The 26576-nt window shown below is 74.8% G+C and carries 26 protein-coding genes; 12 read left to right on the forward strand and 14 right to left on the reverse strand.

Annotated features, from left to right (window positions below):
• The first annotated feature begins 40 nt into the window (after positions 1–40).
• Positions 41–964, forward strand: a complete 924-nt coding sequence (locus tag EDD39_RS13695) for an SDR family oxidoreductase (RefSeq protein ID WP_123555927.1) — start codon at positions 41–43, stop codon at positions 962–964.
• An 18-nt stretch (positions 965–982) separates the two neighbouring features.
• Here the strand turns inward: EDD39_RS13695 and EDD39_RS13700 are convergent, their stop codons facing one another.
• On the reverse strand, positions 983–1642 hold the full coding sequence (locus tag EDD39_RS13700) for a 4'-phosphopantetheinyl transferase family protein (RefSeq protein WP_208765495.1): 660 nt from the start codon (positions 1640–1642) through the stop codon (positions 983–985).
• Between the two features lie 167 nt (positions 1643–1809).
• Between EDD39_RS13700 and EDD39_RS13705 the strand changes: the two genes are divergently transcribed.
• The gene (locus EDD39_RS13705; RefSeq protein ID WP_123555929.1) at positions 1810–3261 is read left to right on the forward strand and encodes a choice-of-anchor A family protein; all 1452 of its coding nucleotides are present in this window, start codon (positions 1810–1812) and stop codon (positions 3259–3261) included.
• 64 nt (positions 3262–3325) lie between these two features.
• Here the strand turns inward: EDD39_RS13705 and kynU are convergent, their stop codons facing one another.
• Positions 3326–4555 (reverse strand): kynureninase, encoded by a 1230-nt coding sequence (gene kynU, locus EDD39_RS13710; RefSeq protein WP_123555931.1) that lies wholly within the window; start codon positions 4553–4555, stop codon positions 3326–3328.
• 20 nt (positions 4556–4575) lie between these two features.
• Positions 4576–5415: a tryptophan 2,3-dioxygenase gene (locus tag EDD39_RS13715; protein WP_123555933.1), complete on the reverse strand. Its 840-nt coding sequence runs from the start codon at positions 5413–5415 to the stop codon at positions 4576–4578.
• A gap of 166 nt (positions 5416–5581) precedes the next feature.
• Between EDD39_RS13715 and EDD39_RS13720 the strand changes: the two genes are divergently transcribed.
• The gene (locus EDD39_RS13720; RefSeq protein ID WP_030464305.1) at positions 5582–6013 is read left to right on the forward strand and encodes an Lrp/AsnC family transcriptional regulator; all 432 of its coding nucleotides are present in this window, start codon (positions 5582–5584) and stop codon (positions 6011–6013) included.
• A 537-nt stretch (positions 6014–6550) separates the two neighbouring features.
• Here EDD39_RS13720 and EDD39_RS39540 read toward each other — a convergent pair.
• A complete protein-coding gene (locus EDD39_RS39540) occupies positions 6551–6868 on the reverse strand; it encodes a barstar family protein (protein ID WP_162870012.1) in 318 nt (105 codons plus the stop codon).
• A 114-nt stretch (positions 6869–6982) separates the two neighbouring features.
• Between EDD39_RS39540 and EDD39_RS13730 the strand changes: the two genes are divergently transcribed.
• From EDD39_RS13730 to EDD39_RS13740, 3 genes are all read left to right on the forward strand, one after another.
• Entirely contained in the window at positions 6983–7546 is a 564-nt protein-coding gene (locus tag EDD39_RS13730; RefSeq protein WP_123555935.1) for a DoxX family protein, read from the forward strand.
• Between the two features lie 37 nt (positions 7547–7583).
• Complete coding sequence (locus EDD39_RS13735; protein WP_123555937.1) at positions 7584–8102, forward strand: hypothetical protein; 519 nt, start codon at positions 7584–7586, stop codon at positions 8100–8102.
• 266 nt (positions 8103–8368) lie between these two features.
• Positions 8369–10180, forward strand: a complete 1812-nt coding sequence (locus tag EDD39_RS13740; RefSeq protein ID WP_123555939.1) for a glycosyl hydrolase family 18 protein — start codon at positions 8369–8371, stop codon at positions 10178–10180.
• A 100-nt stretch (positions 10181–10280) separates the two neighbouring features.
• On the opposite strand, the gene EDD39_RS13745 is transcribed toward EDD39_RS13740, so the two are convergent.
• Positions 10281–10844, reverse strand: coding sequence for a MarR family winged helix-turn-helix transcriptional regulator (locus EDD39_RS13745; RefSeq protein ID WP_123555941.1), 564 nt, complete (start codon positions 10842–10844; stop codon positions 10281–10283).
• Positions 10845–10985: 141 nt separating this feature from the next.
• Here EDD39_RS13745 and EDD39_RS13750 point away from each other — a divergent pair, with 141 nt between their 5' ends.
• Positions 10986–12260 (forward strand): MFS transporter, encoded by a 1275-nt coding sequence (locus EDD39_RS13750; RefSeq protein WP_123555943.1) that lies wholly within the window; start codon positions 10986–10988, stop codon positions 12258–12260.
• Positions 12261–12264: 4 nt separating this feature from the next.
• On the opposite strand, the gene EDD39_RS13755 is transcribed toward EDD39_RS13750, so the two are convergent.
• Together EDD39_RS13755 and EDD39_RS13760 are read right to left on the reverse strand one after the other, a co-directional pair.
• The gene (locus EDD39_RS13755) at positions 12265–12909 is read right to left on the reverse strand and encodes an SMI1/KNR4 family protein (RefSeq protein WP_123555944.1); all 645 of its coding nucleotides are present in this window, start codon (positions 12907–12909) and stop codon (positions 12265–12267) included.
• 39 nt (positions 12910–12948) lie between these two features.
• Positions 12949–13938, reverse strand: coding sequence for a DNA polymerase III subunit beta family protein (locus EDD39_RS13760; protein ID WP_244256707.1), 990 nt, complete (start codon positions 13936–13938; stop codon positions 12949–12951).
• Between the two features lie 182 nt (positions 13939–14120).
• Between EDD39_RS13760 and EDD39_RS13765 the strand changes: the two genes are divergently transcribed.
• The 3 genes from EDD39_RS13765 (at position 14121) to EDD39_RS13780 (ending at position 17397) form a co-directional block, all read left to right on the forward strand.
• A complete protein-coding gene (locus tag EDD39_RS13765; RefSeq protein WP_123555946.1) occupies positions 14121–15659 on the forward strand; it encodes a dolichyl-phosphate-mannose--protein mannosyltransferase in 1539 nt (512 codons plus the stop codon).
• 7 nt (positions 15660–15666) lie between these two features.
• Complete coding sequence (locus EDD39_RS40885; RefSeq protein WP_244256708.1) at positions 15667–16590, forward strand: ABC transporter permease; 924 nt, start codon at positions 15667–15669, stop codon at positions 16588–16590.
• Between the two features lie 219 nt (positions 16591–16809).
• Positions 16810–17397 carry a TMEM165/GDT1 family protein gene (locus tag EDD39_RS13780; RefSeq protein ID WP_123555948.1) on the forward strand — a complete coding sequence of 196 codons (588 nt, stop codon included), beginning with the start codon at positions 16810–16812 and terminating at the stop codon, positions 17395–17397.
• Positions 17398–17512: 115 nt separating this feature from the next.
• Here the strand turns inward: EDD39_RS13780 and EDD39_RS13785 are convergent, their stop codons facing one another.
• The gene (locus tag EDD39_RS13785) at positions 17513–19072 is read right to left on the reverse strand and encodes a peptidoglycan-binding domain-containing protein (protein WP_123555950.1); all 1560 of its coding nucleotides are present in this window, start codon (positions 19070–19072) and stop codon (positions 17513–17515) included.
• Between the two features lie 165 nt (positions 19073–19237).
• Entirely contained in the window at positions 19238–20185 is a 948-nt protein-coding gene (locus EDD39_RS13790) for an AraC family transcriptional regulator (protein ID WP_123555952.1), read from the reverse strand.
• A gap of 122 nt (positions 20186–20307) precedes the next feature.
• Between EDD39_RS13790 and EDD39_RS13795 the strand changes: the two genes are divergently transcribed.
• On the forward strand, positions 20308–20805 hold the full coding sequence (locus EDD39_RS13795; protein ID WP_123555954.1) for an anthrone oxygenase family protein: 498 nt from the start codon (positions 20308–20310) through the stop codon (positions 20803–20805).
• Between the two features lie 15 nt (positions 20806–20820).
• Here the strand turns inward: EDD39_RS13795 and EDD39_RS13800 are convergent, their stop codons facing one another.
• The 3 genes from EDD39_RS13800 to EDD39_RS13810 form a co-directional block, all read right to left on the reverse strand.
• Positions 20821–21873: a methyltransferase domain-containing protein gene (locus EDD39_RS13800; protein WP_244256709.1), complete on the reverse strand. Its 1053-nt coding sequence runs from the start codon at positions 21871–21873 to the stop codon at positions 20821–20823.
• A gap of 105 nt (positions 21874–21978) precedes the next feature.
• Positions 21979–22821: a helix-turn-helix domain-containing protein gene (locus EDD39_RS13805; RefSeq protein WP_123555958.1), complete on the reverse strand. Its 843-nt coding sequence runs from the start codon at positions 22819–22821 to the stop codon at positions 21979–21981.
• Positions 22818–23570 carry a DUF6879 family protein gene (locus EDD39_RS13810; protein WP_123555960.1) on the reverse strand — a complete coding sequence of 251 codons (753 nt, stop codon included), beginning with the start codon at positions 23568–23570 and terminating at the stop codon, positions 22818–22820. Before EDD39_RS13810 ends, EDD39_RS13805 begins: the two co-directional genes overlap by 4 nt.
• A gap of 128 nt (positions 23571–23698) precedes the next feature.
• Here EDD39_RS13810 and EDD39_RS13815 point away from each other — a divergent pair, with 128 nt between their 5' ends.
• Complete coding sequence (locus EDD39_RS13815) at positions 23699–24013, forward strand: antibiotic biosynthesis monooxygenase family protein (protein WP_030461333.1); 315 nt, start codon at positions 23699–23701, stop codon at positions 24011–24013.
• A 51-nt stretch (positions 24014–24064) separates the two neighbouring features.
• Here EDD39_RS13815 and EDD39_RS13820 read toward each other — a convergent pair whose 3' ends face one another.
• Positions 24065–24889, reverse strand: a complete 825-nt coding sequence (locus tag EDD39_RS13820) for an ECF transporter S component (protein WP_123555961.1) — start codon at positions 24887–24889, stop codon at positions 24065–24067.
• Entirely contained in the window at positions 24886–26553 is a 1668-nt protein-coding gene (locus EDD39_RS13825) for an ABC transporter ATP-binding protein (RefSeq protein ID WP_123555963.1), read from the reverse strand. Before EDD39_RS13825 ends, EDD39_RS13820 begins: the two co-directional genes overlap by 4 nt.
• Positions 26554–26576 lie beyond the last annotated feature (23 nt).

A 26576-nucleotide genomic window follows, 5' to 3' on the forward strand; every position in this document is an offset into this window, starting at 1 on the left:
ATGGGGGACGACCGTCCCGCGACTCACAGGAGGCCCGCCCATGACGACACCGACCTGCCCGCTCGACGGAAAGGTCGCCCTCGTCGCGGGCGGCACCCGGGGCGCCGGCCGCGGCATCGCCGTCCAGCTCGGCGCCGCCGGGGCCACCGTGTACGTCACCGGCCGCTCCGCGCAGGGCCACCGCTCCGAGTACGACCGGCCCGAGACGCTGGAGGAGACCGCCGAGCTGGTCACCGCGGCCGGCGGCCGCGGCGTCGCCGTCCGGGCCGACCACAGCGACCCGGCGCAGGTCGCCGCGCTCGCCGCCCGCCTGGAGCGCGAGCAGGGCCGCCTCGACGTCCTGGTCAACGACATCTGGGGCGGCGAGGGCAACTTCGCCTGGGACGCCCCGCTCTGGGAGGACGACCTCGACCGCGGCCTGGCCCTGCTGCGCCGCGCCGTCGACACCCACGCCATCACCAGCCACCACCTGGTCCCGCTGCTGCTGCGCCGGCCCGGCGGGCTGGTGGTGGAGATGACCGACGGCACCGCCGAGTACAACGCGACGCGCTACCGGGTGTCCTTCTTCTACGACCTCGCCAAGGCGTCCGTGCTGCGGATGGCCTTCGCGCTCGGCCACGAGCTCGGCCCGCGCGGCGCCACCGCGGTCGCGCTCACCCCCGGCTGGATGCGCTCGGAGATCATGCTGGAGCACTTCGGCGTCACCGAGCGGACGTGGCGCGAGGCGCTCGCCCGGGAGCCGCAGTTCGGGATCTCCGAGTCCACCGCGTACGTCGGCCGCGCGGTGGCGCACCTCGCCGCCGACCCCGACCGGGCCCGCTGGAACGGCCGCTCCACCTCCAGCGCCGAACTCGCCCGCACCTACGGCTTCACCGACCTCGACGGCAGCCGCCCGGACTGCTGGGCCTACCTCACCGCCGCCGAACAGGCCCCGGCCGCCCCCGACCCGGCCGCCTACCGCTGAGCCGCCCGCCCCCGGGGCTTACTGCTCCAGCAGCCGGACGGGCAGCGTCGCGGCGGCGGTGAAGACCGCCCCGGGGGTGGTGAGTTCGAGGTAGTGCAGGTCCCCGTCGCGGTGCTGGACGGGCGGGTCGAGGGGCAGGTGCGACAGGTCGAGGGCGCCCAGCGCGTCCAGGCTGGCCCGGCCGAGCTTGATCAGGGCCTCCTTGCGCACCCACAGGCGCAGGAACGCCCGGGTGGGGTCGGGATGCCGCCGGACCAGGGCGCTCTCGGCCGTGGTCAGGACGTGCTGGAGGGTGGCCGGGTCGGTGGTGCGGGCGTCGAGGTGCTCGACGTCGACGCCGACCGGGACGGGGGCCGCCGCGGCGGCGATGACGCCGTTGGTGTGCGAGAGGCTCAGGTGCGTCCCGGGCCGGTCGGTGAGGTGCGGGCGGCCGTGGGCGGTGCTGCCGCAGCCGGGGCACCGCTGGCCGAAGGCCACCGCGGCGGGCTCGATGCCGAGGTGCGCGGCCGCGCAGTACCGGACCAGCAGGTGCGCGGCCAGGTAGTCGTCCCGGTCCGCGGGGCGCCGGAACCGCTCCAGGCGCTCGCGCTCGAACGCGGTGAGCAGCCGCTCGTCGGCGTCCGGCCGGGCGAGCACCCCGGCAGTGGTGGCGAGCATGGCGAACGGCGGGTTCGGCACGGTTCTCCCTTTCCGGGCTGGCACCTTCGCTGGCGGAATATCAAAGTAGTCCGTTCGAATGATTGTCCGGCGCGTCCGGGTCGCCCCGTCCGGAGGCGGTCCGCCGCTTCCTCTTTGCTGACCGGTGTCCGCTGTCTGCTGACCCACCGTCAACGAGAGGGGTGCCCGTGCGACACGGTGTCCGCGGCAAGAACCCGCTGCTCCGCTTCGCCGTGGTGACGGCGCTCGCCGCCGCTCCGCTGCTCACACTGGTCGTGGCCGGAGAGGCCGCCCAGATGGCGCCGCCACTGGGCCCCTGCTCGGGCCCGGACTGCCCGAGCACCTGGGGCCCGCCGCACACCGGGCCGTTCGACGGGGCCGACGCCTCCCTCAACATCTACGTGGGCGGCAACTACCTGGTGCGGCAGAACGCGGCCGAGGCCGAGGGCAAGATCGCGGTGGTCGGCAACCTCGACATCAACAAGGCGTCGGGCGGCGCCTTCAACATGGGCGTGGTGGGCGTCGGCTCGATGGTCACCCCGCCGAACGCCTCGGACCACGTGACGGTGGGCGGCTCGGTCGCCGTGGACGCCTCGCAGGCGAACCCCAGCAAGCTGTTCATCGGCGGCACCGACTTCTTCGCCCAGCCGCCGAAGGCGCGGTGGGGGAACCTCAAGTACGGCACCACGCTGACCGGCTCCTACGACATCACCCCGGACGGCCGGGCCATCCAGGACCCGGCGGCGATCGACGAGTTCCGCGGCCTGACACCGGTCATCGAGGGCCACTCCGCCTGCATGGCCCGGCAGACCGCGACCGGCACCGTGGTGGACGACGGCACCACGGTCACCTTCACCGGCGACGGCACCAGCGCCCGCCAGGTGTTCGACTACGGACAGAACATCGGCACCGACGGCGGCCGCCGGGCCATCGTGTTCGCGGGCGTCCCGGCCGGCGCGACCGTGATCGTCAACATGACCGGCAGCGACGTGACCGTCAACACCAGCAGCGGCACCGGCCAGGCCGGCGACCAGCTGACGGAACTGCGGCCGAACCTGATGTGGAACTTCCCGACCGCCACCAACGTGGTGGTGGAGGGCGACGCCCAGTGGCAGGGCTCGATCATGGCGGGCAACCCCGGGAGCACCACCACGCTCTCCAACCCCGGCACCAACGGCCGCGTCTACCTGGCGGGCAACCTGCTCCAGCAGGGCAGCGCCGGCACCGAGATCCACAACTACCCGTTCAACGGCGACCTGCCGGACTGCAGCGAGAGCCCGTCGCCGTCCCCCTCGCCGAGCGACTCGACCAGCCCCTCGCCCTCGCCCTCGCCGAGCGAGTCGACCAGCCCGTCGCCGAGCCCGAGTCCGTCGACCAGCGAGAGCCCCTCGCCGTCGCCCTCGGAGAGCGAGAGCCCCGGCCCGAGCCCGTCGTCGAGCGGGAGCACCAGCCCCGCGCCGTCGCCGAGCGGGAGCACACCGCAGCCGACCGGCTCCGGTTCCACCCCGGCGGGGCCGCCGCTGCCGAACACCGGCGGTGACAGCCTGGTCGCCCCGGCGGCCGGGGCCGCCGCGGTGCTGCTGGGCCTGGGCGGCGCCGTGATCGCGCTGGCCCGCCGCGCCCGGGGCCGGCACAGCTGACCGAGGCGGACAGCAGGACGGCCGGGGCCCGCACGGGCCCCGGCCGTCCGGCGTCGACGGGTGGTCAGGTGACGTCGCCGCGGCGGGCGAAGCGCTCCGCGCGCCACTCGCCGCTCGCCAGCACCTCGCGCAGCGCGGTGGCCGCGTCGTGCACGTCGGCGCGGGAGAGGTAGAGCGGGGTGAAGCCGAAGCGCATCAGGTCGGGGGCGCGGAAGTCGCCGATCACCCCGCGGGCGATCAGCGCCTGCACCACCGCGTGGCCGTCGGGGTGCCGCAGCGCGACCTGGCTGCCGCGCCGGGCGGGCTCCCGCGGGGTGACCGGCTCGACGTCCAGGTCGGCGGTCAACTCCAGGAACAGGTCGGTCAGTTCGAGGCTCTTGAGCCGGACGGCGGCCGGGTCGGCCAGCTCCCAGACCTCCAGCGCGGCCTCCAGCGCGGCCAGGCCGAGGACCGGCGGGGTGCCGGTGAGGAAGCGGGTGACGCCCTCGGCGGGCCGGTAGCCGGGCTCGAAGTCGAACTGCCGGGCGTGCCCGAACCAGCCGGTCAGCGGCTGCCGGGCGTCGGCCTGGTGGCGGGCCGCGGCGTACAGGAAGGCGGGCGCGCCCGGGCCGCCGTTGAGGTACTTGTAGCCGCAGCCGACGGCGAAGTCGACGCCCGCCGCGTCCAGGTGGATCGGCAGCGCGCCCGCGGTGTGGCACAGGTCCCAGACGGCGAGCGCCCCGGCGGCGTGGATCCGCTCGGTGACGGCCGCCATGTCCAGCAGCTCGCCGGTCCGGTAGTCGACGTGCGAGAGCAGCACCACGGCGGCCTCGGAGTCCAGGGCGGCGTCCAGCTGCGCGGCGGAGTCCAGCAGCACCGGCCGGGTGCCGGGGTGCAGGCCGCTCAGGCCGTCGGCGATGTACAGGTCGGTGGGGAAGGCGTGCCGCTCGACGAGCAGCGCCGGGCGGCCCGGACGCAGCCGCAGGGCCGCGCCCAGCACCTTGAACAGGTTGACCGAGGTGGAGTCGCAGACCACCACCTGCCCGGGCGCGGCGCCCAGCAGGTGGGCGCCGAGCCGGTCGCCGAGCCGCCCCGGCTGGTGGAACCAGCCGGCGTCGTTCCAGGACCGGATCAGTCCCGCGCCCCACTCGCCCTCCACCACCTTCGCCAGGTGGCCGGGGGTGCGGCGGGGCAGCGCGCCCAGCGAGTTGCCGTCGAGGTAGAGCACCCCGGCGGGTAGGTCGAACTCGGCGCGCAGGGCGTGCAGCGGGTCGGCGGCGTCGCGGGCCGCGCACTGCTCACGGGTGGGGGTCACGGCGTTGCTCCCGGGGGTGCTCAGAGGTCGTTGCGGACGGTCCACAGCTCGGGGAAGACGTCCTGGTCGGCGGACTGCTTCAGCCAGCTCAGGCCGCTGGAGCCGCCGGTGCCGGGCTTGCCGCCCATGGTGCGCTTGACGGCGGAGTAGTGGCGCTGGCGCCAGCGCGTGACGCGCTCGGCGGTGTCCAGCAGGGCCTCGCCGAGCCGGACCAGGTCGGCCAGCGCCGGGTCGGTGTAGACGGCCCGCCAGGCGGCCTCCACCGCGTCGTCGTGGCGGTGCCGGGCGGTGACCGGCGCCGCGGGCACCGCCAGGCCGCGCCGGGCCAGCACGGCCAGCGCCTCGGCGTACAGGCTCGGGGTGCGCAGCGCGGCGAACAGCGCGTCGTACTCGGCGGGGGATTCCCGGTACATCTCCAGCAGGCCCTCGCTGCGGTTGCCGAGCAGGAACTCCAGCCGCAGGAAGGCCGAGGACTGGAAGCCGGACGCCTCGCCGAGCACCGGGCGGAAGGAGTTGAACTCGGCGGGCGTCATGGCGGCCAGCAGGTCCCAGGAGCCGACCAGCACGTCCTGGGTGTGCTGCCCGCGGCGCAGCGCGGCCAGCGCGGCGTCCAGGTCGTCGGCGCGCAGGGCGGTGCGGGCGGCCGCCCAGTCGCGCTCCAGCAGGTCGAACAGCAGCTCCATCACCTGGGTGGTGACGATGAACGCGTACTCCGCGGGCTCCGCGCTGCGCGGCTGCTGGAGGGCGTGCAGTTCGGCCAGGCGCACGTACCGGGCGTAGGGGGTGGACGCGCCGGGGGCCTGGTCGGGGTCCTGGTCGGAACCGAACCGCAGGTGGGGACGGTGGGTCTGGCCGGTCATGGCCGGTACCTCCTTGGCTCCGCCCGCTCGGGGTGCCGCGGGCGTCACCCATTGTGCGGCGCGGCGGCCTGCTCTTGAATGGGCGTCGTAGCCCGGATGGGGGCATCGGCCTGCCGTTCGCAAGGCGTCCGCCCCCGATCGCCTGACGAACGAAAAGGAGCCGCCGGTGGACGCGGTGGACCGCCTGCTGCTGGCCGAACTGCAGGCCGACGCGCGACTGTCGTACAACGAGCTCTCCCGCCGGGTGAACCTCTCCCCGCCGGCCGTCGCGGAGCGGGTGCGCCGGCTGGAGGCGGACGGGGTGATCACCGGCTACCACGCGCACCTGGCCCCGGCGAAGGCCGGGGCGGCGGTGATGGCCCTGGTCACGGTGGAGTGCTACGGGGTGCGCTGCCTGCTCCGCGACCCGGAGGTGGCGCGCTGGCCGGAGGTCTTCCAACTGCACCGGGTCACCGGCGGGGCGTGCTGTGTGCTGCTGGTCGGGGTGCCGGACATGCCGTCCTTCGAGCGCCTGACCGACCGGCTCGGCGGCTACGGACAGCCGACCAGCTCGATGATCCTCTCCAGCCCGGTGCCGTGGCGCCCGCTCAGCCCCTGAGCCGGGGCGGGCGTCGGGGGATGGGGGACGCCTGGCGGCGGGCCGGGAGGGGGTTGGGGGGATGGATTGGCGGCTGCTCAGCCCCTTGAGCCGGGGCGGGCGTTGGTGGCTGGGGAGGTCGCCTGGCGGCGGGGCGGGAGGGGTTGGGGGGATGGTTGGCGGCCGTCCAGCCCCTGAGCCGGGGCGGGCGTCGGGGGCTGGGGGCGCCTGGCGGCGGGCTGGGAGGGGTTGGGGGGATGGATTGGCGGCCGTCCAGCCCCTGAGCCGGGGCGGGCGTTGGTGGCTGGGGAGGCCGTCTGGCGGCGGGTGGAGGGGAGGGTCGGGGAGTCGCGTGGCGGGGGGTTGGGGGGATGGTTGGCGGCCGTTCAGCCTCTTGAGCCGGGGCGGGTGTCGGGGGCCGGGAGGGGGTTGGGGGATGGCTGGAGGCCGCTCAGCCCCTGAGCCGCGCGTGGGTGGGCGGGGGGTCGGTGGGCGTTTCGTGGTGCGGCCGGGTGTCGGGTCAGGGGGGCCGGGCTCTCCGGTGCGGGGTGGGGGCGGTCAGCGGAGGCGGACGGTGACGCCGCCCTGGCGGAGGACGTCGAGGACGGCGTCGAAGTAGGAGCGGTCCTCCTCGTCGGGGCCGGTCACCCGGCGGGTCAGGGCCTGGGCGGAGACCATCGCGTGCCGCCAGAGCAGCACGAACGGCGGCTCGGGGGCGAAGCCGCCGCGCAGGCAGTCGGCCAGGGCGTCCAGGTTGCGGCCGTAGTAGCCGTCGGGGGCCGCCACGGCGCGGCCCAGTTCGGCCCAGAGCGCGGGCTCGTCGGTGATCCGCTCGCCGTGCAGGACGTACTCGGACGGCTGGGGGGAGGTGGGCACGGGGGGCTCCTGTCGGTCGGTGCGCGTCGCCCGGATGGCTCCGCCGGGTCGAGCGGGGCCGGTGCGCGCGTTGGGATGGCCCCAACTCTTCTCTTCCACACCAGGGGCAACATCATGGCTTGTCTGCACCGCAAGGATCTCGGTCTGCTGGCGCTGCGCGCGGCCGTCGGCGGTGTCCTGTTCGCGCACGGGACGCAGAAGCTGTTCGGCTGGTTCGGCGGCGCCGGGCCGGAGGGCACCGCGCAGGCGATGGAGCACATGGGCTTCCTGCCGGGCGAGCGCAGCGCGTACGCGGCCGGGCTGGGCGAGGCGGGCGGCGGCGCGCTGCTCGCGGTCGGCCTGGCCACGCCCGCGGCCGGGTCGGTCGTCGCCGGGACGATGGCGGGCGCGATCTCGGTGCACGCCCCGGCGGGCTTCTTCGCGCACGGCGGCGGCTTCGAGTACCCGGCGCTGCTGGGCGCCTGCGGGCTGGCGCTGGGCGTCGCGGGCGCGGGCCGCTACTCGCTGGACGCCGCGCTGGGCCACCGGCTGGCCCGCCCGTGGATGGGCGCGCTGGCGTTCGCGGCGAGCGCGCTGGGCGCGGCGGCGGTGGTGACCCGCCGCCAGGAGGAGGTGCGCCGGCGGGAGGCGCGGGCCGCGGACGAGGCGGCCCGGGAGGACGGCAGCGGGCTCTCCTGAGCGGCCGACGGACGTCCACTACCGAAGGGATCCACTGATGAAGCGATCGATGCGGGCCGCCGCCGGCTGGACGGCCGCCGCCCTGCTGGGCGCCGCGGCGCTGTCCGGCTGCTCCTCGGACGGCTCGCCGTCCCCGGCGGCCTCCTCGGCGCTGGAGGGCGCCAAGTCGGCGGTGGCCTCGGCGGCCTCCTCGGCGACGGCGGCGATCGGCTCGGCCGCCGCCTCGCTGGGCGCCTCCGCGCAGGCCGCCGCGTCCTCGGCGCTGGCGAGCGTGAAGGGCGGACTGGACGCGAAGGGCGACGTGGCGCTGGGAACGGCCACCACCGGCTCGGGCGGGAAGCTGTCGGTGCCGCTGACGGTCACCAACCACGGTTCGCAGTCCGGCAAGTACACGATTCAAGTCAACTTCGACGACGGGTCGGGGAACCTGCTCGACGCGGTGGTGGTGAACGTGCCGGAGGTGGCGGCGGGGGCGTCCGCGCAGGCCACGGCGGAGAGCAACCGTTCGCTGGAGGGCAGCGTGACGCCCGTGGTGGCGAACGCGCTGCGGTACTGACCGGACACCGAACCTTAAGCGTGGCGTAAGCGTCAGATCCCGCTCTTGACGGCCGAGTTGGTCTAGTCCATTTTACTTGGCAGGTGCAGGGAGCCCCTGGGCCGGCGCCGGTGGTTCAGACCACCGGCGCCGGTTCGGCTTACCCGCACCTGGTGTTTGTGCAGGCCACCGCTCGATTCCCCTGTCATGACCAGGTCGTGTGACCCCACCTCACACGGTTCGTGCCCGGTTCTGGCGGGACCCCCACAACCAGGAGTCACGCAGCCATGCTTCGTTCCGTTTCCCCCCAGTCGCCTGCGCGGCGGCGGCCGAAGAGCTGGGCCGCGCTCGCGGCCGGCACCGCGGCCTCCCTGCTGCTCGGCGGCACCCTGGCCCTGACCGGCGGCACCGCCCAGGCCGCGCCGACCAACTCGACCGGCGCCCCGGCCACCAGCGGCGGCATCAAGGTCGCGTACTTCGACCAGTGGTCGATCTACTCGAACGCGTACTACCTCAAGACGATGCAGGACACCGGCGCCGCCGGGAAGCTCGACTACATCATCTACGACTTCGCCAACATCAACCCCACCACCCTGTCCTGTTTCGAGGCCAACAAGGCCGCGTCGCAGAACGAGGACGACCCCAACGCGGGCGACGGTGCGGGCGACTCCTTCGCCGACTACCAGAAGAGCTTCGGCGCCGACATCTCGGTCGACGGCGTGGGCGACACCTGGAACCAGCCGATCGTCGGCAACTTCAACCAGATCAAGAAGCTGAAGGCGAAGAACCCGAACCTCAAGGTCCTGATGTCGATCGGCGGCTGGACCTACTCGAAGTACTTCTCCGACGCCGCGGCCACCGACGCTTCCCGCAAGAAGCTGGTGTCCTCCTGCATCGACATGTTCATCAAGGGCAACCTGCCCTCCGAGGGCGGCTACGGCGGCCCGGGCACCGGCGCCGGCATCTTCGACGGCTTCGACCTGGACTGGGAGTACCCGGGCGGCAACGGCCACACCGGCAACCACTCCTCGCCCAACGACAAGCAGAACTTCACCGCGCTGCTCGCCGAGTTCCGCAGCCAGCTGGACGCCCAGGGCAAGACCGACGGCAAGACCTACGGCCTGGCGGCCGCGGTCGGCGCCGGCCAGGACAAGATCAAGTACGTCGAGACCGACAAGATCGGCCAGTACCTGACCTTCCTGGACATCATGACGTACGACATGCACGGCGGTTGGGAGGCCCAGGGCCCGACCAACCACCAGGCCCCGATCTACACCAACCCGAACGACCCGATGAACCCGGTCCCGGGCGGCAACGGCAAGTACTCGGTGGACGCGGCGGTCAAGGCCTACACCGTGGGTGACCCGCAGTACGGCATCGCGGGCGGCTTCCCGGCGAAGAAGATCAACGTCGGCGTCCCGTTCTACTACCGCGGCTGGACCGGCGTCTCGGCCGGCAACAGCCACGGCCTGTTCCAGAAGGCGTCCGCCCCGGCGCCCGGCGGCACCTACTCCGGCGGCGTGGCCGGCATCAAGATGTACAAGGAGCTGAACGGCTTCGTCGACAACCCCAGCTACACCTACTGGGACGACACCGCGAAGGCCGCCTACTTCTACGACGGCACCACCTTCTGGTCCGGCGAGAACGCGCAGTCCATCCAGGCCAAGCTCGACTACGCGCACTGCAACGGCCTCGGCGGCTCGTTCATGTTCTCGATGTACGACCTGGGCACCCAGACCGCGCTGTTCGACAAGACGGTGACCGCCACCAACGGCTCCGCCGCGAACTGCCCGGCCGCCCCGACCCAGTCGGCCAGCCCGTCGGCCTCCGCCTCGCAGTCGGCCAGCCCGTCCGCGTCGGCCTCCGCCTCCACCTCGCCCTCGCAGTCGGCCAGCCCGTCCGCGTCGGCCTCCGCGTCGTCCTCCGCCTCGACCGGTGCCTGCGCCGGTGCGCCGAGCTGGAGCGCCTCCGCGGTGTACGCCTCCCCGACCAAGGTCTCCTGGAAGGGCCACTACTACACCAACAAGTGGTGGACCACGAACGAGGACCCGAGCCTGAGCGGCCAGTGGGGCGCCTGGACCGACAACGGCGCCTGCTGAACCTGAGCACCTGACCGGCTGAGCCGGCACCCCGCGAGGGGCGCGAGGAGAGGGATCTCCCCGCGCCCCTCGTCCGTTTTCCCCGCCCGCCGCCGCGGGGTCAGCAGGTCAGGTCGTCGGTGCGGCCGAGCGCGTCCGGCTGGGTCTCCTCGATCCGGCGCAGCATCCGGGTCAGGGTGGCGGCCAGCTCGGGGCGGGCCGCGCCGGGGACGTCCTGGAGCAGGTCGGCCTCGAAGACGGCGGCCATCCGCATCAGTTCGAGCCACTTGTCGCGGCCCCCGTCGGTCAGCTCGATGATCACCCGGACCCGGTTGGCCTCGTCGCGCTCCCGGGTGACCAGGCCCTCGGCGACCATCCGGTCGATCCGGTGGGTCATCGCGGCCGGGGTCAGGCCGAGGCGCTTGGCCAGCTCGCCCGGGCCGAGCTGGTAGGGGGCGCCGGTGAACACCAGGGCCTTGAGCACCTCCCACTCGGCGGAGGTGATGCCGAGGGTGGCCAGCTGGCGTCCGTAGGCCACGTTCATCCGGCGGGCCAGCCGGGAGAGGGTCGAGACGATGGTCTCCACCTGCGGGTCCACGGTGGGGAATTCCCGCTGGTAGAGGGCCACCTGCTCGGCGATGCCGAGTTCGGTGGCGGTCTGGGGCTCCGCTCTGCGTGCGCTCATGGGGGTCATTGTCCCACGCAGGGTGCAGCTGTTAAGCCTTTGACGCCTTAAGGTTTGGATGGTAAGACTTTAGGTCTGAAATCTTACGGAGTAAAGGCCGAGGCGGGAGCCCGGCCCGACGTGCGTGAAGAGGGGTGTGCAGTGAAGGAGTGGGGCGGCCGACTGCGCCGCGTCCAGGTCGGCAACGCGCTCAGTGCGTTCGGCAGCGGCTTCACCTTGCCGTACATGTTCGTGTACGTGGACCAGGTGCGGGGCCTCGGGGCCGCGGCGGCGGGCGCGGTGTTCACCGTGTTCGCGCTCGCCGCGCTGGCCGTGCTGCCGTTCACCGGCCGCGGCATCGACCGGTACGGGCCGCGCCCGGTGCTGCTGGCCGGCACCGTGACGGCCGCCGTCGGCGCGTTCGCCTTCGGGCAGGCCGCGAACACCACCGGGCTGCTGCTCTCCTCCTTCCTGTTCGGCGCCGGCGTCACCACCTGCCAGCCCGCGCTGGCCACGATGATCGTCCGCTGCACCGGCCGCACCGAGCGCTCCCGGGCCTTCGCGCTCCAGTTCACCCTGGTCAACCTCGGCATGGGCATCGGCGCCCTGGTCGGCGGGCAGATCGTCGACACCTCGGACCCGGCCAGCCTGACCCGGCTGTTCACCATCGAGGCGCTGACCTTCCTCGGCCTGGCCGCCGTCACCGGCACCGCCAGGATGCCGGCGGAAGCGGTCGAGGCCGCCCCGGCCGGGGCGGCGAAGCGCGGCGGCGGGCTGCGGGCGATGGTCGCCGACAAGGCGATGCTGCGGCTGTGCGCGCTCGCCGGGCTGATCTTCTTCACCTGCTACGGGCAGTTCGAGTCCGGCGTCGCGGCGTTCGCCACCGACACCGTCGGCACCCCGCCCTCCACCCTCGGCCTGGCCATCGGCGCCAACGCGCTGACCATCGTGCTGCTGCAGATGTTCGTCGTCCGGATCACCGAGCGCCGCCGCCGCACCACCGCGATGGCCGCCGCCGGCGCGGTCTGGCTGGCCGCCTGGGGCATGGCCGTGGTCGCCGGGCTGATCCGCACCGAGGCGATGGCCGCGACGGTGGCGATCGTCGCCGTCTACGCGCTGTTCGGCGTCGGCGAGTCACTGCTCGCCCCCACCATGGGCCCGATCGTCGCGGACCTGGCGCCCGCCCGGCTGCTCGGCACCTACAACGCCGGGTACGCGCTGGTGAAGCAGATCGCCGTCGCGGTCGGCCCCGCCGTCGGCGTGCTGCTGGTCGGCTCCGGCACCTGGCCGCTGTACCTCGCCGCGATGGCGCTGTGCACGCTGCTGATCGTCGCCCTCGCCGTCCGGCTGCGCGGGCACCTCACGCCCGCGCAGGACAACGTCCGGGTGCTGGCCGTGCAGCAGCACGGACTGCGGGAGCTGCAGACCGCGGCCTGAGCGGTCAGCCGCGGCGGAGCAGGCCCGGGGGCGGGCACCAGTCGATCGGGGTCTCCACCCCCATGTGCCAGCAGTAGGCGACCTGCCCGCGCTGCTCGCGGGTGGCGCCGGCCAGTTCCTCCGTGTGCGCCAGCCAGTCGAGCAGCCACTCGGCGAAGGTCGCCTCCCGGCCGTCCTCGGTGAGCAGCGGGTGGACCTCGCCGCAGGCGGGGCGGCTGTCCTTCCACACCGTCCCGCGCCACGGGCCGGTGAACGCCAGGCCCACGGCCGTCCCGCTGCCGCGGTCGGCGATGAACGCCAGGCCCGCGACCCGGTCCCGCTCCCGGGCCGTCCACCCGCCCGGCGGGGGCGCGGCGCCGGGGTCGGGTTCGTTCGAGGGGCCGGGGAACGGCCGGGCCAGGTCTCCCCGCTGGTCGCCGCCCCAGCCCCAGCCGTGCCCGGTGCGGCGCAGTTCGTCGAGGAACCAGCCGCCCGCGCTGACCTGCCGCAGGTAGCAGCGGTAGTCGGACGGGAAGGGGACGCCGAGCCAGGCCTCCGCCTCGGCGACCTGCTGCTCGGTCAACGGCGGTGCGGTGGCGCCCTGTTCGGGGTCGCGCTCGAGCAGGGCGAGCAGGCGGGCGCGGACGGCGGGCCAGTCGACGGCGGTCATGGCGCCGACCGTACCCGCCCGCCCGCACCCGCCGGGAGGTCAGCGGGCGATCGGCATCAGCAGGGAGAAGGTGTCGGCCCGGGACGGGAAGCGGATGGCCAGCGGGCCGATCGGGCCGCCGAGTTCCAGGACGAGCTGTTCGGCGGCGCCCGCGGCCTGCAGCAGGAACTCGCGGTTGACGTGGACCAGCAGGTCGGCGGGGGAGGAGGCGTCGGGGAGGGCGTCGGCGACGGTGGCGGTCAGGGTGGTGGAGCCGTCGTCCTCGGGCAGCGCGCGCAGGTCGGCGGCGGTCAGGGTGACCCGGTGGGTGGGCTCCAGACGCAGCAGGCGGCGGTAGTCCGGGAAGTCGGCCTCGGCGCGCTCGCCGGAGAGCGAGCGGCCGGCCGCGCGGATGGTGAACAGACCGCCGTCGAGCGTCAGTTCGGCCTCCTCGGCGTCGGCGAGCAGGGCCCGGGCGGCGTCCGCGAGGGCAGTGGGCAGCAGGGCCGAGGCGGGCGGCCCGGACAGGGCGGCCGGGCAGTCGGCGACCGCCAGGCGGTAGCGGTCGGTGGCCACCAGGTGCAGCACGCCGTCCTCGGCGTCCAGGAAGATCCCGGCGACGGCGGGCAGCGCGGCGTCGGCCGGGGCGGCGAAGCGCACCGCGTCCAGGGCGGCGGCGAGCGCGGGGGCGGGAACGGTCAGGCGGGTCTGCGGCACGGGGAACTCCCGGGAATCGAGCAGGCAACGGACGGCGGAGAGCTCCCGGCGGGCATCGGTCAACCCGTCCTCCAGGCGGCGCAGGTGCGCGTCCAGCTCGGCCCGGGCCTCGGCCGGCGAACCGGTCAGCACCCGGGTGATCCCGGCCAGCGGCAGCCCGACCCGGCGCAGCCGAGCCAGCAGCCGGGCGTCCGGCAGCTGCTCCTCCGCGTACCAGCGGTACCCGGTGTGCGGGTCCACGGCGGCCGGGACGAAGACGCCCGCGCTGTCGTAGAACCGCAGGGTGCCGGGGTTCAGGCCGCTGGCCCGGGCCATCTCGCCGATGCTGCGCATGGTGCTCTCCACAGGGGTTGACCCTGGCCCCTCGACCTGGTCGAGGGTCAACCGTAACCGCGCGCGGGGCAGGGGGGAGAATGCTCCGAGCACCCTCGGCCGGCGCCCGCGGACGTACGCGGCCGCAGGCTAGGATGCGGACATTGCGGACAAGTCGTCAACTGCGGTCGAACGGGGAGGGTATGGCGCTGGCGGTGATGGAGCGGCGGCAGCAGGAGGAGACGGTGCCCGCCGCACCGGCGAAGGACAGGTACCGGTGGTGGGGCCCGCTGGCGGTGGCCGTGTTCGCCGGGGTGCTGCGGCTGTGGAACCTGAAGTCCCCGCACGCCTTCGTCTTCGACGAGACGTACTACCCCAAGGACGCCTGGGCGCTGTGGCACAACGGCTACGAGTCGGTGTGGCCGGACAACGCCAACCAGCTGATCCTCGGCAACCCGCAGATCGTCCCGCTCAGCGGGACCGGCACGTTCATCGCCCACCCGCCGCTCGGCAAGTGGGTCATCGGCCTGGGCGAGTGGATCTGGGGCCTCGACCCGTTCGGCTGGCGGATCGCCGTCGCCCTGCTCGGCACCCTCAGCGTCCTGATGGTCGCCCGGATCGGCCGCCGGCTGTTCCGCTCCACCCTGCTCGGCTGCGTCGCCGGACTGCTGATGGCCGTCGACGGCCTGCAGTTCGTGCTCAGCCGGGTCGGCCTGCTCGACGGCGTCTCCGCGTTCTTCGTGCTCGCCGCGTTCGGCGCCCTGCTGATCGACCGCGACCGCACCCGCGACCTGCTGCGCGCCGCCCGCGCCGAGGGCGGCCGGGCCGCCGACGAGGTCCGCCTCGGCCTGCGCCCCTGGCGGCTCGCCGCCGGACTGCTGCTCGGCGCCGCCTGCTCGGTCAAGTGGACCGGCGCGCCCGTCCTCGCCGTCCTCACCCTCCTCGTCCTGCTCTGGGACCAGGCCGGCCGCCGCGCCGCCGGCGCCCACCGCGCCTGGCGCTCCATGCTCCGCCGCGACCTGTGGCCCGCCGCGCTCTCCCTGCCGGTCGCCGGCCTCGCGGTCTACCTGCTCTCCTGGACCGGCTGGTTCGCCACCGACGGCGGCTACGACCGGCACTGGGCGGACGGGCAGCCCGGCAGCTGGGTGCCCGGCCCGCTGCGCAGCCTGTGGCACTACCACGCGCAGATCTGGGAGTTCAACACCCACCTGACCTCCCCGCACACCTACCAGTCCAACCCGTGGAGCTGGCTGGTCCAGGGCCGCCCCGTCTCCATGTACTGGGTGCAGCTGGCCGCCGGCCAGGACGGCTGCACCGCCCCCGACGGCTGCGCGAGCCAGATCCTCGCGCTCGGCACCCCCTTCCTGTGGTGGACGGCCTGCTTCGCGCTGGCGTACGCGCTCTACCGCTGGTTCTTCCGGCGGGACTGGCGCTCCGGCGCGCTCCTCGCCGCCGTCGCCGCCGTCTACCTGCCCTGGTTCCAGTACCAGCAGCGCACCGTCTTCTCCTTCTACATGGTGGTGCTGGTGCCCTTCCTCTGCCTGGCCGTCGCGCAGATGCTCGGCGCGATGCTCGGCCCGGCCGGCAGCCCGCCGAGCCGCCGCCGCTGGGGCGCGGCCGGGGCCGGACTGATCGTGGCCGCCATCGTCGGCTGCTTCGCCTTCTTCTACCCGCTGTACACGGGGCAGGTCATCCCGATGTCCGAGTGGCACACCCGGATGTGGTTCGAGAGCTGGGTCTGACGCCGACGTGACCGCTCCGGTGCACCCGCTCGTCGCCTCGGGCGGCGGCCAACTCCTGCCGGTCACGCCCGCGCTCGGCGCGGCCTGCGCGGTGCTGCTCGCGGTGGCCGCGCTGGTCGCCGGACGGGGCGGCCTCGGGCACGGCCGGGCGGTGCTCCGGGCCGGGCTGCGGGCGGCCGTGCAACTCGCGCTGGTCGCGCTGGTGATCGCCTGGGTGGTGCGCTCGCTGTGGACGTCCGCGCTGTTCGTGCTGCTGATGTTCACCGTCGCGGTGCGCACCGCGGGGCGGCGGATCGGCGAGGGGCGACGGCGGGCCGGGGCCGGGGCCGGGGCTGGGACCGGGGCCGGGCGTCGGCGGGGCGGCGCGGGTCGCCTGCGGGTCGGCGCTGGCCGTCGGCGGGGCGGCGCGGGGGAGGGGGAGGAGGGGGCGGCCGGACGGTGGGAGTGGGTGTGGGCGGCGGTGCCGATCGCCGCCGGGGTGCTGCCCGTCCTGCTGCTGCTCGCCGCGACCGGACTGCTGCCCGCCAAGGGCATCACCGTCATCCCGGTCGCCGGGATCCTGATCGGCGGAGCGCTCACCGCGACCTCGCTGGCCGGACGGCGGGCCCTGGACGAACTGCGGCTGCGGCACGGCGAGGTGGAGGCCGCCCTCGCGCTGGGCTTCGAGGAGCGCGACGCCCGGCTGGAGATCTGCCGCACCGCCGCCGCGACCTCCCTCGTCCCCGCCCTCGACCAGACCCGCACCGTCGGCCTGGTCACCCTGCCCGGCGCGTTCGTCGGCATGTTGCTCGGCGGGGCCACGCCCGTCCAGGCCGGGGCGGTGCAGCTGTTCGTGCTGGTCGCGCTGCTCGCCGTGGAGGCGGTCGCGGTGACGGCCGTGCTCGAACTGGTCGGCCGGGGACTGGTCGGGACGGCCTCCGGCATCCGGTAGGCTCGGCCCGTTGTTGAAGGGGAGTAGCCCTCCACCGGACCGTCGACATACTGGCCAGTCCCCCGCGGACGGCCCGGCGCCCGGGGCACCCGCGGGGTGTCGGCGAGACCTTCGGCCGCAGTGCTGTGACCATGAACCAGTGCTGCCGGGCCGAGGCGTCCCCTGCCGAGGGTGCTGCGCCGGGGCCGGCGGCCCCGAGACGGAGAACCCCCGCAACCGATGAACAGTCTGACCATCGCCGCGCTGACGTTCGGCATCATCTTCCTGGCCGAACTCCCCGACAAGACCGCCCTGGCCAGCCTGGTCCTGGGCACCAAGTACCGGGCGGGCTACGTCTTCGCGGGCATCGCCGCCGCGTTCGCCCTCCAGGTCGCCCTCGCCCTGGCCGCCGGCAGCCTGCTCGCCCTGCTGCCGCACCGCTGGGTCGAAGGCATCACCGGCCTGCTCTTCCTGGGCGGCGCCGCCATGCTGCTCTGGCACAAGGAGGACGAGGACGACGGCGCCGAGGGCAGGGAACCCGCGAACGACTCCTTCTGGAAGGTCGCCGGCACCAGCTTCGTCATCGTCGCGATCGCCGAGTTCGGCGACCTCACCCAGATCATGACCGCCAACCTCGCCGCCAAGTACGACGACCCGCTGGCCGTCGGCCTCGGCGCGTGGCTGGCGCTGTGCGCGGTCGGCGGCGTGGCCATCGTCGGCGGGCAGAAGCTGCTCCAGCACGTGCCGATGAAGGTCATCGTGCGGGTCGCCGCGCTGGCGATGATCGTGCTGGCCGGGTGGAGCCTGTTCAAGGCGATCGCCGGCTGACGAGGCGCCGGCTGGCGGGGCGCCGGCCGGCGGGGCGCCGGCCGGCGGGGCGTCGGCTGGCGGGGCCTGGCATGGTGGGACCTGCCTGTGGCGGGGCCTGGCGTGGCGGGGCGGCTCAGCAGTCGGGGTGCTGGGCCGCGTCCTGCAGGGCCGAGCGGGTCTGCGGGTCGTAGACGCCCAGGTCGACGCCCTTGAGCGCGCGGTTCCTGCGCTGGAAGCTCGCCAGCACGCTCTGCGTCCAGTAGCCGAAGCCGGGCTGGTTGCTGCTGGTCCGGTCGGAGTCCAGCGGGCCGATCCGGTCGCAGTTGACCGCCATCAGCAACTGCTGCATCTGCGCCACGTCCGGACCGGTGTCGTTCAGCCGCAGGGTCGCCGCCCCGGGCGTGGCGGACGGCGTCGTGGTGCGGCTCGCGGACGGGCTGCCGGGCGGGCTCGGGGCCTCGGTGGTCGGTGGCGCCACCGCCTTGGTGGTCACCGCCTGGGTCGGCCGGGCCGTGGTGCGGGTCGGCGACGGGCTCTCGGCGGCGGGCGCGGAGGACTCGGCGGCCGGGGCGGTGTCGGTGGGGCTCGGCGACACCTCGGCCGGGGAGGACACCGCCGGGCCGGTCGGCGCGGGCAGCGCCTTGTCGACGGTCGTCGACGACGAGGACAGCAGCATCGCCAGGGTGGCACCCAGCGCGGTCACCCCGACCGCGCCGCCCGCGATCACCAGCCGGCGGCGGTCGGCGGTCTGCCGGCGCTGCTCGCGGCGGTCGGCCCGGCTGACCGGGCCCTCCGAGCCGTCCTCGCGGAAGGTGAACATGCCGAGGTCGGCGCCGGCCCCGGCCGCCCACGGCCCGTCCCCGGGCCCGTCGGGGCCGCCCCGGGCGTCGTCGGCCTCGCCGTCGCCCTGGAGGTCGAGCGGGATCGGCCGGGTCACCCCGTCCTGCTCGGCGCCCACCGGCGGGTAGGCGGCCGCGAGCGGCGAGGGGTGCTGCCGCGAGCCCGCGACCGGGCCCAGGGTCAGCGGCATGGTCTGCTCGGCCACCGGCACCTGGGCCGCGCCCTGCCCCGGCGGCGGGATCGGGACGAAGCGCCCGGGCGCGCCGCTGTGCGGTGCCTGTTGCTGTTGCTGCGGCGGGACGGGCGGCAGCAACTGGGTTGCAGCGGCGTCCGGTTGGGGCTGCGACTGCTGCGGGGGGACGGGCGGCAGCAACTGGGTTGCGGCGGCGTCCGGTCGGGGCTGAGGTTGCGGGTGCGGCGGGGCGGGTGCGGCGGTGGGCTGCGGCGGGCCGAACGGGCTGGCGGCCTGCGGGACGTGCGGGGGCCGGCCCGGGGGCGGCGGACCGGCGGACGGCGGCGGGCCGGTGATCGGCTGCACCGCGGGCGGCTGCGCGGCGCTGGTCGGCACCGCGACCGGCGGGCCGGACCTCGGCGGAGCCGCCACCGGGGGAACGGCGGCGATCGGCTGCACGGCGGCCGGCTGCACCGGGGGCTGGGCGCCCCGGGCGGCGAACGGGTCCCGGGCCGGGTCGCCGGGCTCCACCACGGACGCTCCGGCCACGTACGGCCGGACCAGCGGCGGGCCCTCCAGGTGCGGGAGGACGGCGGTCTCCTCGACCGGCGAGACCGCCTGGCACGCACAGCCGCCGGCCGCGCGTGCGGTGCCGCAGCGGGGGCAGCGCTCTGCCGGCATGGGCCGGTCCTCCTCGGGTCGGAATCGAACGGGGGTGATTATGCAGGAGCAATCCCCGGGGCAACAGGGACGCCCGGGCCCCGAGGCGTTCACCGACCGCTTTGCTCCGTTTTCAACCGGTTGCCGGACGCCCTCGGCCCCGGTCCCACGCCCCCGGCCGGCCCCTTACGCCGTGGCCCCGGCCCCGGCCCGGTCGCGGAACTGCTGCGGGCTGATCCCCCGCACCCGCTTGAACGCGGCGCTGAGCGCGAACCCGCTGCCGTAGCCGACCCGGCGGGCCACCGCGGCCAGGGTGGCGTCCGGCTCGGCCAGCAGGTCGGCGGCCCGGGCCAGCCGCCAGCCCGTCAGGTACGCCATCGGGGGCTCGCCGACCAGGTCGGTGAACCGCTTGGCCAGCGCCGCCCGGGACGCCCCGCACTCCGCCGCCAGGTCGTGCACCGTCCAGGCCCGGGCCGGGTCGGCGTGCAGCAGGCCCAGCGCGGGCCCCACCAGCGGGTCGGAGTGGGCCCGGTACCAGGCCGGGGCCCGGCCGTCGCGGGCGAACCAGCAGCGCAGCGCGGAGATCAGCAGCAGGTCCAACAGCCGGTCCAGCACTGCCTCCTGGCCCGGCTCGTCCCGTCCGATCTCGGCCTCCAGCAGGGCGACCAGCGGCGAGCCCCACTCCGCGGCGTCCAGCCGCAGCACCGGCGGCAGCGCCCGCAGCAGCCGGCCGCTGACCTCGCCGTGCAGCTGGTACGTGCCGCTGATCAGCACCGTCGCGGCGTCCCGGCCGCTGCCCCAGGTCCGGACGCCCTGGTCGAGCTCCTCGCACATCCGCTCGCCGTCGACGGTCGTCGACACCTGCCCCGGGTGGATCACCACCTGCGGCGGGGTCTGCGGCCGGTCCGCGACGGTGTACGGGTCGGGGCCGCGGACGATCACCAGGTCGCCGGGGCACAGCGGCACCGGCTCCGCGCCGTCCGGGACGACCCAGCCCTCGCCGCGCACCGTGGTCAGCACCGTCAGCGGCGCCCGGTCCTCGATCCGCAGCGACCACGGCGGGTCGAACACCGACCGCAACAGGAACGCCCCGCTCGCCCGGGGCCCGGCCAGCAGCGCGGTCAGCGGATCCATGCCCGACAGGGTAGACCGGCGGCCTGGACGCTCACGCATGCCGACGAGCTTCCGGGCCATGGATCCCGGTCCGCCGTGCCGGTTGACTGGCAGGCATGACGACACGAACGGGGGTTCCCGGCATGGCAGTTCTCCGCACGGCGACGCTGGTCGGCGCGGTCCTTCTGGCCGGGCTCGGCGCAGGGCTGTTCTACTCCTACGCCTGCTCGGTGATGCCGGGCCTGGCCCGGGTCGGCGACCGGGCCTTCGTCGACACCATGCAGCGCATCAACACGGCCATCCTGAACGGCTGGTTCATGCTCAGCTTTCTCGGCGCCCTGGTCCTGATCGTGGCCGCGGGCCTGCTCCAGTGGCGCGGCGGCAACCGCACCGTCCTGCTCTGGATCGTGGCGGCCGCGGTCCTGTACGTGGTGATGCTGGCCGTCACCGGCGCCGTCAACGTCCCGCTCAACGACAAGCTCGCCGCCGCCGGCTCCCCCGACGGCCTCACCGACCCGGCCGCCGTCCGCGCCGCCTTCGAGGACACCTGGGTCCGCTGGAACCTGGTCCGCGCCCTCGCCGCCACCGCCGCGTTCGGCTGCCTCACCTGGGCGCTGGCCCTCTCCGGACGCAACTCCTGAGCCCGGCCGCCGGCCTCAACCCGCCTGCGGGACGGGCCGGTCGGGCGCGTCCAGCCAGACGGTGCAGCGCTCCGGGCCGACGGTCAGCCCGAACCGCTCGAAACCCGGCCGGCCGTTGGCGTTCCACCAGCGCCAGGCCCGCTCCGCCTCGTCCCAGAGCCGGCGCGGGCCGGACTGCACCACCGCGAACTCCGTCCGCCCCGGCTCCCAGTCGGCCGTCGCCCACGAGGTGACGGCCGTGTCGTGCAGCCAGAGCGTGTAGGAGCCGTCCGGGTAGCGCTCCACCAGCGGGAACACGCCCGGCAGTTGGACCCCCAACGCGAACATGGCTACCCAGCCGCCGAGTTCCTCCGGGGAGAGCGAGGTGGTGGAGGTCGCGCCGTCGGCGGGCCAGGGCGCGGAGAGGTAACCGCGACTGCCCGGACGGACGGAGCGCTGACCGCGCAGGCGCATGAACGCCGAGGAGCGGACGAACGTGCCGCTCGCCGTACCGTCCTGGCGGACCGTCAGTTTCACCACCCCCTCGCCACCGTACTCCGGGCCCCACGGGGCGACGACGAGACCGCCCGGCCGGCACTGCTCCACCCACGCGTACGGCACCCGCCGCACCGAACAGGTGGCCAGCACCCGGTCGAACGGCGCGCCGGGCGGATGGCCGCGCTCGCCGTCCCCGACCACGGTGACCGGCGCGTACCCCGCCCGGGCCAGCCGGTGCCGTGCGGCGGCCGCGGTGGCGGCGTCCACCTCGACGGTGGTGACGTTCGCCGAATCCAGCCGGTGCGCCAGCAGCGCCGCGTTCCAACCCGTCCCGGTGCCGATCTCCAACACCCGCTCGCCACCGGTGACTTCGAGCACCGCCAGCATCGAGAACACCATGCCCGGCATCGAGCTCGACGAACTCGGCACCCGGCCGGGCGCATCGCCGGAGTACGCCCCGTCGTCCCACTGCGTGGTCAGCGGCACGTCCCGGTACACCGCGTCCCACCAGCCGTCCGGATCCCCCGCCCGCCGCACCGCGCCGCCCTGCCGCACCCCGTCCGCCCGCCCCGGCCACACCGTGTCCGGCACGAACAGGTGCCGGGGGACGGCCTGCCATGGTGGGCCGCGGGGTGGTGCGGCGGGCACGTGATTCTTGGAGTTTCCCGGGCCGGAAACGGGTTTTTGCGGGATCGCTCAGGGGCGGTCGAGCGCGCGGCGGCAACGCGCGATCACCTGCTGCGCGGCCGGGCGGTGGACGGCGGCGCGGTGCAGCGACTCCCACACGCGCAGGTAGAGGGCGATGCTGTCGGCGTCGTCCAGCCAGAGTTCGGCATGCCAGTCCTCGGCGATGACGAGGCGTTCGTCGTGGACCCAGAAACCGTTCGCGGGCGGGAGGGCGAGCGGGGACTCGAACGGGACGACGCCGAGGGTGAGCGTGCTGATGCCCATCACCCCAGTCAGGCGGTCGAGTTGGGCGGCCATGACCTCGGGCGGGCAGACCTGGGCCCGTAGCGCCGCCTCCCACACGAGGACATGGAAGCGCTTTCCGGGCCGGTACAGGAGTTCCTGACGGCGGATCCGGGCGCGCACGGCGTCCTCGACGTCGCGCGGCGAGCGGTGCAGGCCGACGTAGGCCTCGAAGATGTGCCGGGCGTAGTCGGCGGTCTGGAGCAGGCCGGGGACCAGCGCGCCCTCCCAGACCCGGGTGACGGACGTCCGCTCGCACTCGACGGTGAGCCGGTCCTGGACCGGCCGGTGCCCGGCGGCCAACTGCCGCCGCCAGGAACGCGACTGGGTCTCGAACGCGCGCAGCCTGGCCGACAGTTCAGATGCGACCTCAGGCCGCTCGACGGCTTCCGCCCAGGCCCGGAGGTCGTCGTGGGTGGCGGTCTGCCGGCCGGTCTCCAGCTTGCTGACCTTCGACTGCGTCCAGCCGAGCGCCCCGGCCAGTTGGCGGCCCGTGAGACCGCCCTCGGTCCGCAGCTCGCGGAGCCGCAGGCCGAGGGCGATCCGGGCCTGTTGAAAATCGGTGCTCATCCGTCGGACGGTACCCCGGCGCCGAATTCCCGGTGCGGCACGGCGAAGTGCCAGGCGGCATCGCGTTCCTGGCAGGCGCGGGCCACCCGGACCGGGTCGGTGATCAGCTCGATGCCGGTCAGGGTGTCGTCGGTGTCGAAGTGCAGCAGGGTGATCACCCGGGAGTCGAACAGCCAGGCGTCCTCCGCCGGCAGGCCCAGCCGGTCGGCGTCCTCCCGCCACAGGTAGCGGACGTCCTCGCCGACCTTGCCGATCTCCGCGGCGTTCGCCAACAGGTAGCGCTGGCCCGTGGTCGGCGGACTGTCCATGACCCGGACCCGCTCGAACCGCTTCCCCCGGGCGGACTGTTCGCGGCGGTTGCGGGACCAGTCGTCGTCCGAGTCCCAGCCGAGGTCCTCTCCGGCGACGAACCGGCGGTAGGTCTCGGTCTGCGCGTCGGAACCGTACTGGCGGCGGGTCTCCAGCCGGAAAGCCGTGTGCTGGAAGGTCGTGAACATCGACTCGAACTCGTCGTAGCCGATCATCACGGGCTCGCGCCCCACGTCGCGCGGCGCGAAGTCCGCGAGCAGTACGCGGGGCACCGTCACGAACCCCTCACCGGGTTTGACGTTGCGCATCCGGGCGATCTCGTCCGGGTCGGTCACCAGGTCGCCCTGCACCAGCACGTTCCCGCTGTCCTCGTCCTCGTACAGCGTCGAGCAGCCGCTGTGTCCCGAGTTGCTTCCGATGTACCGCAGTCGACGGCTCACGCCTGCTCCCCTCGTCGTGGGTGACCGGTCCGTCACAGGATGCCTGCGGACCGTCATGCCGGGGAGGCGGATTCGCCGATATTCGGCTGCCGGGGGCGCCGGGTGTGAGGTGCGGGAGGACGGGTGGCATGAGCGTCGTGAAGATCAATGTGCTGACGGTTCCCGCGGAGCAGCGGGAGGTGCTGGAGCAGCGGTTCGCCTCGCGGGCCGGGGCGGTGGAGGGGTCGGACGGGTTCGAGTGGTTCGAGCTGTTGCGGCCGGTGGAGGGGACGGACCAGTACCTGGTGTACACGCGGTGGCGGGACGAGGAGTCGTTCCGGGCGTGGATGGAGGGGCCGATGAAGGCGGCGCACCAGGGCGGGGGCGAGCGGCCGCGGCCGGCGGCGAGCGGGTCGGAGGTGTGGTCGTTCGAGGTCGTGCAGCAGGCGGGGCCGAAGGCGTAGCAGGGGGGAGGGGCGGGGCCGGTCTCCGGGGGAGGCCGGCCCCGGGGCCTCTCAGTGGAAGGCGGCGCGGCGGGTGGCCCGGCGGAGGGTGCGCAGCAGGGGGCCGCCGACGGTGAGGCAGAGGGTGGCGGTGAGGGCGGCGCGGGGGAGGTCCCAGCCGAGCGAGGTGGTGAGGCAGTAGAGGGCGAAGCGGGCGAGGTTGGCGGGGAGGGGGTCGCCGGGGACGAAGGAGATCGAGGTGCTCAGGCCGCCGAGGTAGGGCCAGCCCTGGAGGTTCATGACGGTGCCGTAGCCGACGGCGGAGACGGTGCCGTAGGCGGCGAGCAGCAGGAGTTCGGGGCGGCCGTGCAGGCGGTCGGCGCCCGGGAGGAGTCCGGCGCCGAGGCAGACCCAGCCCATGGTGAGCATCTGGAACGGCAGCCAGGGGCCGACGCCGCCGGTGAGCAGCGCGGAGGCGAACATGGTGAGCGCGCCCAGGACGAAGCCGAAGCCCGGGCCGAGCGCCCGGCCGGCCAGCACCATCAGGAAGAACATCGGTTCCAGCCCGGCGGTCCCCGCGCCGAGCGGGCGCAGCGCGGCGCCGGCCGCGGCGAGGACGCCCAGCATGGCGACGGCCTTGGCGTCCAGGCCGGGGGCGCCGGTGGCGTCGCGGTTCTCGGAGAGCTGGGCGACCAGGACGGCCAGCAGCAGCGGCAGCAGCAGCGCGAACAGCCAGGGCGCGTCGGCGGAGTGGCCGACCAGGTCGGACTTGCGGGAGGCGAGCAGCGGCCAGCCGAAGGCGGCGACGCCGACCGCGGAGACGAGGGAGAGGAAGAGCACCGAGCGCGGCCCGAGCGGGACGGGCCGGGAGAGGGTGACGGAGGGAGGGGGCTTCATCGCGGCGGCTCCGCGGGGCCGGTGGCGGGGCCGGTGGCCTGGGCCTGGGCCTGGGCCGGGGTCGGGGAGAGCCGGGAGAGGGCGGCGGCGACGTCGGGGACGGTGAGGTGCGGGGGGAGGATCTTGGCGGTCTGCGGGGCGAAGGTGGGGGAGGCGAGGACGACGTCGGGGGTGGGGCCGTCGGCGACGATCTCGCCCTCGGCGAGGACGGCGGTGCGGTGGGCGAGTTCGGCGGCGAGTTCGACGTCGTGGGTGGCGAGCAGGACGGCGTGGCCCCGGTCGGCGAGGTCGCGCAGGACGGTGACCAGGCGGGCCTTGGCGGCGTAGTCGAGGCCGCGGGTGGGTTCGTCGAGCAGGAGGAGCGGGGGGCGGGCGGTGAGGACGACGGCGAGGGCGAGGGTGAGGCGCTGGCCCTCGGAGAGGTCGCGGGGGTGGTGGTCGTCGGCGATGCCGGGGAGCAGGGTGGCGAGCAGGGCGCGGCAGGTGCCGGGGGCGGCGCCGGCGTCCTGGTCGGCGGCGGTGCACTCGGCGGCGACGGTCTCGGCGTACAGCAGGTCGCGCGGGTCCTGCGGGACGAGCCCGACGGAGCGGATCAGGTCCTTGGGGCGGGTCCGGTGCGGGGTGCGGCCGTCGACCCGGACGGTGCCGGAGTCGGGGGCGTGCAGGCCGACCAGGGTGCCGAGCAGGGTGGACTTGCCGGCGCCGTTGCGTCCCATCAGGGCGGTGATCTGCCCGGGGGCGAGGGCGAGTTCGACGCCGCGCAGGGCCGGGGCGGGCCCGCGGGAGACCACCAGGCGGGTCGCGGTGGCGACGGGCTCGACCGGAGGAGGTGTCAACTTCCGCTCGGGCAGCGGGAGTTGGGCGCGCAGCGGGGCCGCGCGGCGGCGGGCGTCACGGACGGTGAGCGGCAGCGGCGTCCAGCCCGCCAGCAGCCCGAGTTCGACCACCGGGGGCCGGACGGGGGAGCGGGCCATCAGCGCGGCCGGGTCGCCGAGCACCGGCGGCTCGCCGGGGCCGGGCAGCAGCAGCACCTGGTCGGCGTACTGGACGACGCGTTCCAGCCGGTGCTCGGAGAGCAGCACGGTGGTGCCCAGGTCGTGCACCAGGCGCTGCAGGACGGCCAGCACCTCCTCGGCGGCGCCCGGGTCGAGCGCGGAGGTCGGCTCGTCCAGCACCAGCACCTGCGGGTGGACGGTCAGCACCGAGCCGATCGCCACCCGCTGGCGCTGCCCGCCGGAGAGCGAGGACAGCGCGCGGCCGCGCAGCTCGGCCAGGCCCAGCAGGTCGAGCGTCTCCTCGACCCGGCGGCGCATCACGGCCGGGTCCAGGCCCATCGACTCCATGCCGTAGGCGAGTTCCTCCTCGACGGTGTCGGTGACGAAGTGCGCCGCCGGGTCCTGCCCGACGGTGCCGACCACGTCGGCGAGGTCGCGCGGGCGGTGCGTGCGGGTGTCCCGCCCGGCGACCGTGACCCGGCCGGTCAGGGTGCCGCCGGTGAAGTGCGGCACCAGCCCGGAGACGGTGCCCAGCAGGGTCGACTTGCCGGACCCGGACGGCCCGACCAGCAGGCACAACTCGCCCTCCGGAACGGTCAGTTCGACACCGCTCAGGGCCGGTGCGGACGCGTCGGCGTACTGCACGCCGACCTGCTCGAAAGTGATCACCGGGTGCTCCGGGACGGCTCGGG

The sequence above is a fragment of the Kitasatospora cineracea genome (assembly GCF_003751605.1).
In the GTDB taxonomy this organism is placed as follows: Bacteria; Actinomycetota; Actinomycetes; order Streptomycetales; family Streptomycetaceae; genus Kitasatospora; species Kitasatospora cineracea.

Coding starts and splice junctions, on each gene's coding strand:
- EDD39_RS13695 (WP_123555927.1), top strand. CDS start 41: ATGACGACACCGACCTGCCCGCTCGACGGAAAGGTCGCCCTCGTCGCG.
- EDD39_RS13715 (WP_123555933.1), bottom strand. CDS start 5,415: ATGACCGGCCAGACCCACCGTCCCCACCTGCGGTTCGGTTCCGACCAG.
- EDD39_RS13730 (WP_123555935.1), top strand. CDS start 6,983: ATGGCTTGTCTGCACCGCAAGGATCTCGGTCTGCTGGCGCTGCGCGCG.
- EDD39_RS13735 (WP_123555937.1), top strand. CDS start 7,584: ATGAAGCGATCGATGCGGGCCGCCGCCGGCTGGACGGCCGCCGCCCTG.
- EDD39_RS13740 (WP_123555939.1), top strand. CDS start 8,369: ATGCTTCGTTCCGTTTCCCCCCAGTCGCCTGCGCGGCGGCGGCCGAAG.
- EDD39_RS13745 (WP_123555941.1), bottom strand. CDS start 10,844: ATGAGCGCACGCAGAGCGGAGCCCCAGACCGCCACCGAACTCGGCATC.
- EDD39_RS13755 (WP_123555944.1), bottom strand. CDS start 12,909: ATGACCGCCGTCGACTGGCCCGCCGTCCGCGCCCGCCTGCTCGCCCTG.
- EDD39_RS13760 (WP_244256707.1), bottom strand. CDS start 13,938: ATGCGCAGCATCGGCGAGATGGCCCGGGCCAGCGGCCTGAACCCCGGC.
- EDD39_RS13765 (WP_123555946.1), top strand. CDS start 14,121: ATGGCGCTGGCGGTGATGGAGCGGCGGCAGCAGGAGGAGACGGTGCCC.
- EDD39_RS13780 (WP_123555948.1), top strand. CDS start 16,810: ATGAACAGTCTGACCATCGCCGCGCTGACGTTCGGCATCATCTTCCTG.
- EDD39_RS13785 (WP_123555950.1), bottom strand. CDS start 19,072: ATGCCGGCAGAGCGCTGCCCCCGCTGCGGCACCGCACGCGCGGCCGGC.
- EDD39_RS13790 (WP_123555952.1), bottom strand. CDS start 20,185: ATGGATCCGCTGACCGCGCTGCTGGCCGGGCCCCGGGCGAGCGGGGCG.
- EDD39_RS13795 (WP_123555954.1), top strand. CDS start 20,308: ATGGCAGTTCTCCGCACGGCGACGCTGGTCGGCGCGGTCCTTCTGGCC.
- EDD39_RS13805 (WP_123555958.1), bottom strand. CDS start 22,821: ATGAGCACCGATTTTCAACAGGCCCGGATCGCCCTCGGCCTGCGGCTC.
- EDD39_RS13815 (WP_030461333.1), top strand. CDS start 23,699: ATGAGCGTCGTGAAGATCAATGTGCTGACGGTTCCCGCGGAGCAGCGG.
- EDD39_RS13820 (WP_123555961.1), bottom strand. CDS start 24,889: ATGAAGCCCCCTCCCTCCGTCACCCTCTCCCGGCCCGTCCCGCTCGGG.